At 69.3% G+C, this 7867-nt stretch carries 6 protein-coding genes and 1 pseudogene; 6 read left to right on the top strand and 1 reads right to left on the bottom strand.

What is annotated here, in order from left to right:
• Positions 1-271, top strand: a pseudogene (locus AABN02_RS12640) (branched-chain amino acid ABC transporter substrate-binding protein); the annotation flags it as partial.
• A gap of 167 nt (positions 272-438) precedes the next feature.
• On the top strand, positions 439-3117 hold the full coding sequence (locus AABN02_RS12635; protein WP_338415285.1) for a GNAT family N-acetyltransferase: 2679 nt from the start codon (positions 439-441) through the stop codon (positions 3115-3117).
• A gap of 64 nt (positions 3118-3181) precedes the next feature.
• Here the strand turns inward: AABN02_RS12635 and AABN02_RS12630 are convergent, their stop codons facing one another.
• Positions 3182-3517, bottom strand: a complete 336-nt coding sequence (locus AABN02_RS12630; protein ID WP_338415284.1) for a nucleotide pyrophosphohydrolase — start codon at positions 3515-3517, stop codon at positions 3182-3184.
• Positions 3518-3532: 15 nt separating this feature from the next.
• On the opposite strand from AABN02_RS12630, the gene AABN02_RS12625 reads away from it, so the two are divergent.
• Genes AABN02_RS12625 through kefC form a run of 4 tightly spaced genes read left to right on the top strand, consistent with a single transcriptional unit; the run spans position 3533 to position 7654 of the window.
• Positions 3533-4420: a DUF2520 domain-containing protein gene (locus AABN02_RS12625; RefSeq protein ID WP_338415283.1), complete on the top strand. Its 888-nt coding sequence runs from the start codon at positions 3533-3535 to the stop codon at positions 4418-4420.
• Between the two features lie 44 nt (positions 4421-4464).
• Positions 4465-4977 (top strand): hypothetical protein, encoded by a 513-nt coding sequence (locus tag AABN02_RS12620; protein ID WP_338415282.1) that lies wholly within the window; start codon positions 4465-4467, stop codon positions 4975-4977.
• Positions 4964-5809: a DNA/RNA non-specific endonuclease gene (locus AABN02_RS12615; RefSeq protein WP_338415281.1), complete on the top strand. Its 846-nt coding sequence runs from the start codon at positions 4964-4966 to the stop codon at positions 5807-5809. Before AABN02_RS12620 ends, AABN02_RS12615 begins: the two co-directional genes overlap by 14 nt.
• 45 nt (positions 5810-5854) lie before the next feature.
• Positions 5855-7654, top strand: a complete 1800-nt coding sequence (gene kefC / locus AABN02_RS12610; RefSeq protein WP_338415280.1) for a glutathione-regulated potassium-efflux system protein KefC — start codon at positions 5855-5857, stop codon at positions 7652-7654.
• Positions 7655-7867: the final 213 nt, after the last annotated feature.

Genomic DNA, 7867 nt, shown 5'->3' with positions numbered 1-7867 from the left:
CTTCAAGGCACGCTTCAAGACGAAGTTCAACGCGGACGTGCAGATCTACGCGCCGTACGTGTACGACGCGCTGAACGTGATGGTGGCGGCGATGGAGAAGGCGGGTTCGAGCGAGCCGGCGAAGTACCTGCCGGTGCTGGCGAAGACGACGGGCTACAAGGGCGTGACGGGCAACATCAGCTTCGACGAGAAGGGCGACGTGAAGAACGGCGCGCTGACGATGTTCACCTACAAGGGTGGCAACCGCGAGCAGATCGCCGTCGTGCGCTGACCGCGTCCTGACGCACCCGGCAAGGCGTCCTCGCGACGTTTTGCACACCAGAACCCGCTTGCTGTTTGCGCGACAGCAAGCGGGTTTTCTGTTGTCTGCTGCGCTGCAACAGCCGGACCAGTCCTTGCCGTATGCTGGTGCGTCTCCTTCTCAACGGGTGTGCCCACGTGGACCATCACTTCCTGACGCCGCTGTTCTCCCCCAAGTCGATCGTCGTGTTCGCGGGGCCGCCGGACCACCTGGACGAGGCGCCGTCGCTGGCCCGCGCCATGGTCCGCGAGCTGCAGGCGCACCCCTTCGACGGCACGCTGACCTTCCTCGACATCGACATGACGGGCACGCTGTCCGATCTGGCCCAGTCGCGGGCGGATCTGGCCATCATCGCGTTGCCGCACGGGCGCATCGCCGCCGCGCTGGAGATCGCCGGCCGCATTCGCTGCCGCGCCGCGCTGGTGCTGTCCACCGGGCTGCCGGCCGCGGAGTGCGCCGACCTGCATGCCATCGCGCGCCGACACGGCATGCACCTGCTCGGGCCGAACAGCCTGGGCCTGCAGCGCCCCTTGCTCAAGCTCAACGCCAGCGCGGCCGGGCGTCTGGCCGCGCCCGGCCCGCTCGCGCTGGTCTGCCAGTCGGGCGCGCTGACGGCGTCCATCCTCGACTGGGCGGCGCGCAACGCGGTCGGGTTCTCCACCGTGGTCTCGCTCGGGGCCAACACCTCTGTCGACCTGACGCAGGTGCTGGACTTCCTGGCCAACGACGCGGCGACCCAGAGCATCCTCGTCTACATGGAGGGCATCCACGACGCGCGCCGCTTCATGAGCGCGCTACGGGCGGCGGCGTTTGCCAAGCCAGTGGTGGTGATGAAGGCGGGTCGCCAGCCGGCGGGCTCCAAGGCGGCGCTGACCCACTCGGCCAGCATCGTCGGCTCGGACGACGTGTTCGAGGCCGCGCTGCGCCGCGCGGGTGTCGTGCGGGTGCGGGCCTTCACGCAGCTGTTCTCGGCCGCCAAGTGCCTGGCCTCGCGCTACAAGCCGATCGGCAAGGGACTGGCCATCGTCACCAACGGCGGTGGCCCGGCGGTGCTGGCGGCCGACCGCGCCAACGAGATCGGTCTGGACGTGGCGCGCCTGGTGGACACCAGCTGCACGGAACTCGCGCCACAGCTGTCACCCCATGCCACGCTGGAATCCGTCATCGACCTGGGCGAGGAGGCCACGCCGGCCCAGTTCCGCGCCGCGCTGCAGGCCTGCGCCAAGGACCGCTCGGTGCACGGCGTGCTGGTCATCTTCTCGCCCAAGCTCGACAGCGACCCGGACGCCATCGCACAGGTCGTCTGCGACAACGTGCACGCCATGGGCAAGCCGGTGATGACCTGCTGGATGGGCGAAGAGCGGGTGCGGGACGCCCGCATCATGCTCAATGCGCTGGCCATCCCGACCTTCCGGACACCGGAGGCCGCGGTCGACGCCTTCGCCAACGTGGCGAGCTTCTACCAGAACCAGCAGTTGCTGCAGCAGACGCCGCCGCCCCAGTCCACGCTGGCGCGGCCGGACGTCGAGGGCGCGCGGCTGCTGATCGAGGGCGTGCTGGCCGAGCGCCGGCGCGTGCTGACCGAGATGGAGTCGAAAGCCTTGCTGGCGGCCTTCCACATCCCCGTGACGCGCACCATGCTGGCCCGCACCGCCACCGAGGCGATGCTGATCGCCAGCCAGCTCGGCTACCCGGTGGCGCTGAAGATCGACTCGCCCGACATCAGCCACAAGTCGGACGTCGAGGGCGTGGCGCTCAACGTGATGACCGCCACCCAGGTGCGCGACGTCTTCAACGACATGCTGGCCGCCGTGCGCCGGGTGCAGCCGCAGGCGCGCATCAACGGCGTGACCATCCAGCCCATGAGCGGCAAGAAGCGCGGCCGCGAGATCTACATCGGCCTGACCACCGATGTGCCCTTCGGCCCGGTGATCACCTTCGGCTCGGGCGGCACGATGATCGAGCTGATCGCCGACCGGGCGATGGAACTTCCGCCGCTGAACCAGTTCCTGGCGCACCGGCTGATCGAGCGGGCGCGGGTGTCGACCCTGCTGGGCGAGTGGCGCGGCGCGCCGGCGGCCGACATCGAGGCGGTCGAGCAGATCCTGCTGCGGGTCTCGGAGATGGTCTGCGAGCTGCCGCAGCTGCGCGAGATGGACATCAACCCCATCATCGTGGACCACGACGGTGCGGTGGCCGTGGACGCCCGCATCGTCATCGACCACGCCGGCCCGACCGCGCGGGACTACAACCACCTGGCCATCCTGCCCTACCCGAGCAGCTACGAGCGCGAGTGGCCGATGAAGGGGGGCGACCTCTACACCATCCGCCCGATCCGCCCGGACGATGCCGACATGCTGCAGGCCTTCACCCGCAGCCTGTCGGAGGAGAGCCGCTACTTCCGCTTCGCCAGCGCGATGCACGAGCTGCCAGCGCGGATGCTGGCCCGCTACACGCTGATCGACTACGACCGCGAGATGGCGCTGGTGGCCGTGCACGTCGACCGCCGCCCGGGCGAGGACGGCAGCTTCGTCGAGACCGAGAAGATCATCGGCGTGTCGCGCTTCATCACCAACCCGGACCAGACCACCTGCGAGTTCTCGCTGGTGGTGTCGGACGACTACAAGGGCCAGGGGCTGGGCTCGCGGCTGATGCTGTCGATCGCCGACTTCGCGCGCAACAAGGGGCTGGCGCACATTGAGGGGCTGGTGCTGGCCAACAACCCCAACATGCTGCGGCTGATGCGCAGTCTGGGCTACGAGGTGCGCGCCTTCCCGGAGGATCCGGACTTCAAGCTGGTCGTCAAGGCGCTCTGAGGGGCCTTGCGGAGCCTGGCGCCACCAACGGGTGCCCTGGGGTGCCTGGACCGGGAAAATGCGCTCAGAGGGCCGGATCCGCTGGGCGCCCCGGCGGGTACTTGATGGCGTTCAGGCCGATCTTGCGGTCCACGGCCGCCGCGACGTCCACACCGCAGCGGTCGGCGATCTGCACCAGGTAGACCAGCACGTCGGCGATCTCCTCGCCCAGGTGCTGCTGCACGGCGGGATCGTCCGCGACGCGGGCGGAGGCCTCGGGCGTCATCCACTGGAAGATCTCGACCAGCTCGGCCGCCTCGACCACCATGGCCATCGCCAGGTTCTTGGGCGTCTGGTAGGGCTCCCAGCCACGCTCGGCCGAGAAATCGCGCAGGCGGGCCTGCAGTGCGGGGATGTCCATGGGCATCATCCTGCCATGAACACCCCTCTTGAACCCCTTCCCGAACTGGCCACACTGCGCATCGCCCTGGTCGGCGCCGGCCGTGTGGCGCGGGCGCTGGTGCTCGCGCTGGACCGGGCCGGCCTGCCGGTGATCGCGGTCGGCAGCCGGCAGCCCGAGCGGCTGTCTGCATCGAGTTATCCACAGCCCTGCACGCCGCAGCAGGCGGTGGACCAGGCCGATCTGGTGCTGCTCACCGTGGCGGACGACGCGATCGCGCCGGTGGCCGCGGCGCTGCGCTGGCGGGCCGGGCATGCCGTGGTGCATTGCAGCGGCGCCACCGAGGTCGCCGCGCTCGACCCCGCAGCACTGGCTGGTGCCCACACCGGCGGGTTCCATCCACTGCAGATCTTCTCCGACCCGGAGCAGGCCGCGCAGCGCCTGGCCGGCAGCACCGCGGCGATCGAGGCCGGCCCCGCGCTGATGCCGACGCTGCGCGCGCTGGCGGCGGTGCTCGGGATGCCGGCCATCGTGCTGCCGCCGGGGATGCGGGTGCGCTACCACGTGGCGGCCGGCTATGCGGCGAGTTTCCTGCTGCCGGTCTTGCAGGAGGCGGTGGCGCTGTGGGCCAGTTTTGGCGTGGACGAGGCCGATGCGCTGCAGGCGCTGCTGCCGCTGTCGCGCGGCACGCTGGAGGCCGCCGAAGCGCGTGGGCTTGCTGGAGCGGTGTCGGGGCCGATCGCGCGGGGTGACCTCGGCGTGGTGCAGCGCCACCTCGATGCACTGGCGGCGCTCGGGCCGCAGCGGGCCGCGTTCTACCGCTTCCTGGCCGGTCCCCAGCCGGCGCTGGCGCGGCAAGCGGGACGTTTGGATGAAGATTTGTGCAAGCGCCTCGATTTTTTACTCCGGGATGCGAACTGTTAAGAAAAAGAACGACACAATTTGTGCAAATTCAGCTTTCATCTGCCATGGCCCGCCTGTCGTCCCCCGCCCACAACCCCTTCTCGACCGCTTCGGCGGCCGACGGTGTCGAGCCGTATGTCTCGCCGCCGAGCCTGCGCGGGGTGGACTACAGCATCCCGGGCGGCTATCGCCACCACTTCGAACGGTCCTGGCTGGTGCCCAGCCGACCAGTGCTGCTGGCATTGCTGTGCGTGGTCGGGCTGATGGGCTACCTGCGCAGTGACCGGCTCCTGCCCGTGCTCCTGGGCACCACGACGACGCGGGTGCCGGTGGCAGACCGGGCGGCTTCGACCGTCAATCCCTGGAACGGGGAAGCGCACTGGGGCCGCACCCCGAAGCAGGCCGAGGCCTTCCCGCTCGACTTCCCCGCCAACCTGCCGGCCACGGCGGCGGGACCGGCCACGGGCAGCGGCTCCGGGGTAGTCAAGTGCGTCCAGTCGGACGGGATGGTGGTGTACCAGCAGCGCGATTGCGGCCCTGCGGCTTCGGCAATCAGGTCCGCCAGTGGCAGCCGCTGAGGGCTTCGGGCGCGCCCTGCGCCTGCTCGCAGGACTGGGGTTCGCGGTCCTTCTCGCGGCCTGCGGCGGCGGTGACGAGGATCCGGGCACTGGCACGGACACCGGTGGCGCCACGGTCTATCCCGCCCCGAACGGCCCGGCCGCCACCGACCGGGTCATCCGCCAGGACTACGGCGGCTACCAGCTCACCTACGACTGCACCACGCACACGGCGCTGCAGTACAGCTACACCCTCGAGTTCGACAACGGGACCGCCGCGCGACCGAGCAACTTCACGCTCGATCCGACCCTGCCCGCCGGCTGTGGACAACAGACCACCGCCAACAGCTACGCCGCGGCCATCCACCCCGGCTACGACCGCGGTCACCTCGTCTCGTCCAACCACATGGACTACGACGCCGAATACATCAAGCGCGCCAACTACATGACGAACATCGTCCCGCAGGTGGCGACGTTCAACCGCAATGTCTGGCTCGACGCCGAAAACGTCGCCGAGTGCTACCGCGACATCGCGCCGGTGCAGGTCTACGGCGGCGTGGTCTACAGCGACCCGTCCAACGACTGGTTCCTCGCCAGCCACGGCATCCGCACGCCGGAGTATTTCTGGAAGGCCATCGTCACCACCGACCCGGCCACAGGCGCGACCAAGGCCATTGCCTGGTACATCCCGAACGTCGAAGGGCTGACCGCGCTCGATCCCTACCTCGTCAGCATCGACGAGCTGGAGCGCCTGGTCGGCACCGAACTGGTCGGCATCACCGCGCTGCCAGCGGTCAAGGCGATGAAGCCGGCGACGAGCTGGCCGCTGCCCACCGGCTGCAACTACACCTGAACACCTGAGTCCCGCCGTTATGCTGCGTGCCAGGAGAGTGGCACGATGGAACACGGACACTGGCTCAACGCCTCGCTGGTCTACCTCGCCGCGGCGGTGATCGCGGTGCCGCTGGCGCGCAAGCTGGGACTCGGCTCGATCATCGGCTACCTGGGCGCGGGCATCGCGATCGGCCCTTTCGGCCTGCAGTTTGTCCGCGATCCGGACGCGATCCTGCAGTTCGCCGAGTTCGGTGTCGTGCTGATGCTGTTCCTGATCGGGCTGGAGCTGGAGCCGCCGCGGCTGTGGGCCATGCGGCGCTCGATCTTCGGCTGGGGCAGCGCGCAGGTGCTGGGCTGTGCGCTGGCGGTGGGCGGCGTGGCGCTGCTGCTGGGCGTGTCCTGGCCGGTCGCGGTGGTGACCGGGCTGGGGCTGGCGCTGTCGTCCACGGCGGTGGCGCTGCAGGTCATGCAGGAGCGCAACCTGATGGGCACCGCGGGCGGGCAGGCCGGCTTCGCGATCCTGCTGTTCCAGGACGTGGCGGCCATTCCGATCCTCGCGCTGATCCCGCTGCTCGCGCCCAAGGTGCAGGACAGCGGCCATCCGTGGAGCGAGGCGCTGCGGGCGCTGGGGGTCATCGTCGGCATCATCGTGGTCGGCCGGCTGCTGCTGCGCCATGCGCTGCGCTGGATCGCGCGCAGCGGCTCGCCGGAGATCTTCACCGCCGCGGCGCTCGGGCTGGTCGTCGGTCTGGCCAGCCTGATGGAGGCGGTGGAGCTGTCGGCCGCGCTCGGCGCCTTCCTCGGCGGCGTGCTGCTGGCCGAGAGCGAATACCGGCGCGAGCTGGAAACCGACGTCGAGCCCTTCAAGGGCCTGCTGCTCGGGCTGTTCTTCATGGCGGTGGGCATGTCGATCGACTTCCACGCCGTGCGCGACCACCTCGGCGCGGTGCTGGGGCTGCTGGCTGGCTTCCTGGCGATCAAGGCGCTGGTGCTGTGGGGGCTGGCGCGCTGTGTGGCGGTGCCGGGGCCGGAGCGGCCGGTGTTCACGCTGCTGCTGGCGCAGGGCGGCGAGTTCGCCTTCGTGGTCTTCCAGCAGGGGGCCGATGCGCATGTGCTGACCGAGTCCCAGCTCTCGGTGCTGATCGGCACGGTGGCGCTGTCGATGCTGGTCACACCGCTGCTGCTGGTGGTGATGGACCGCTGGGTGTTGCCACGTTATGCACAGCAATCTGTGGATAACTCGCCCCATGCGCTGACCGAGCCGCAGGAGGCGCCGGTGATCATCGCCGGCTTCGGCCGCTACGGGCAGGTGGTCGGGCGGCTGCTCTATGCCAACGGCCTGAAGGCGACCGTGCTCGACCACGACGCCGAGCAGATCGCCTCGCTGCGCGGCTTCGGTTTCCGGGTCCACTATGGCGATGCCACGCGGCTCGACCTGCTGCGCATGGCCGGCGCGGCCTCGGCCAAGGTGCTGGTCGTGGCGATCGACGATGTGGACCAGAGCCTGAAGCTGGTCGATCTGGCGCGGGAACACTTTGCGCACCTGACGCTGGTGGCGCGGGCGCGCAATGTGCAGCACTACTTCGCGCTGCGCGACCGCGGGGTCACGCTGATCGAACGCGAGACGCTGGACGCGGCGCTGGCCTCCGGACGCAGCGTGCTGGAGCACATGGGCTGGGAGTCGGACCGCGCCAGCGCGCTGGTCAGCCGCTTCCGCAGCCACTCGGTCGCGCAGCTCGAAGCCCTCTGGCCGCACCACCGGGACGAGAAGACGCTGTTGTCGATGGCGCGCAAGGGGCGCCAGCAACTGGAAGAGCTGTTCGCGCAGGAGCGGGCGCAGCGCGACGACCACGAGCGGCCCTGACCAAAACGCAGCGACGTTGCTTCCACTGCCTCTGGCCAATACCCGATAGAAAAATTTCCGAACTGAGGACTTTGTCCTGGTCAAGTTATTTCGCACAGCCCGATAGGTTGTTTGATTGCCGATTGATGCTCGAAGGCATTGGGTGGCAAGTTGCCCAGTGTGGAGTGCAGACGCACGCTGTTGTAGAAGCTGACGATGTAGTCGGCGATGTCG

It is taken from the genome of uncultured Sphaerotilus sp., from assembly GCF_963924895.1.
Classification (GTDB): domain Bacteria; phylum Pseudomonadota; class Gammaproteobacteria; order Burkholderiales; family Burkholderiaceae_C; genus Sphaerotilus.
This window is presented reverse-complemented; position numbering and strand designations above follow the sequence as displayed.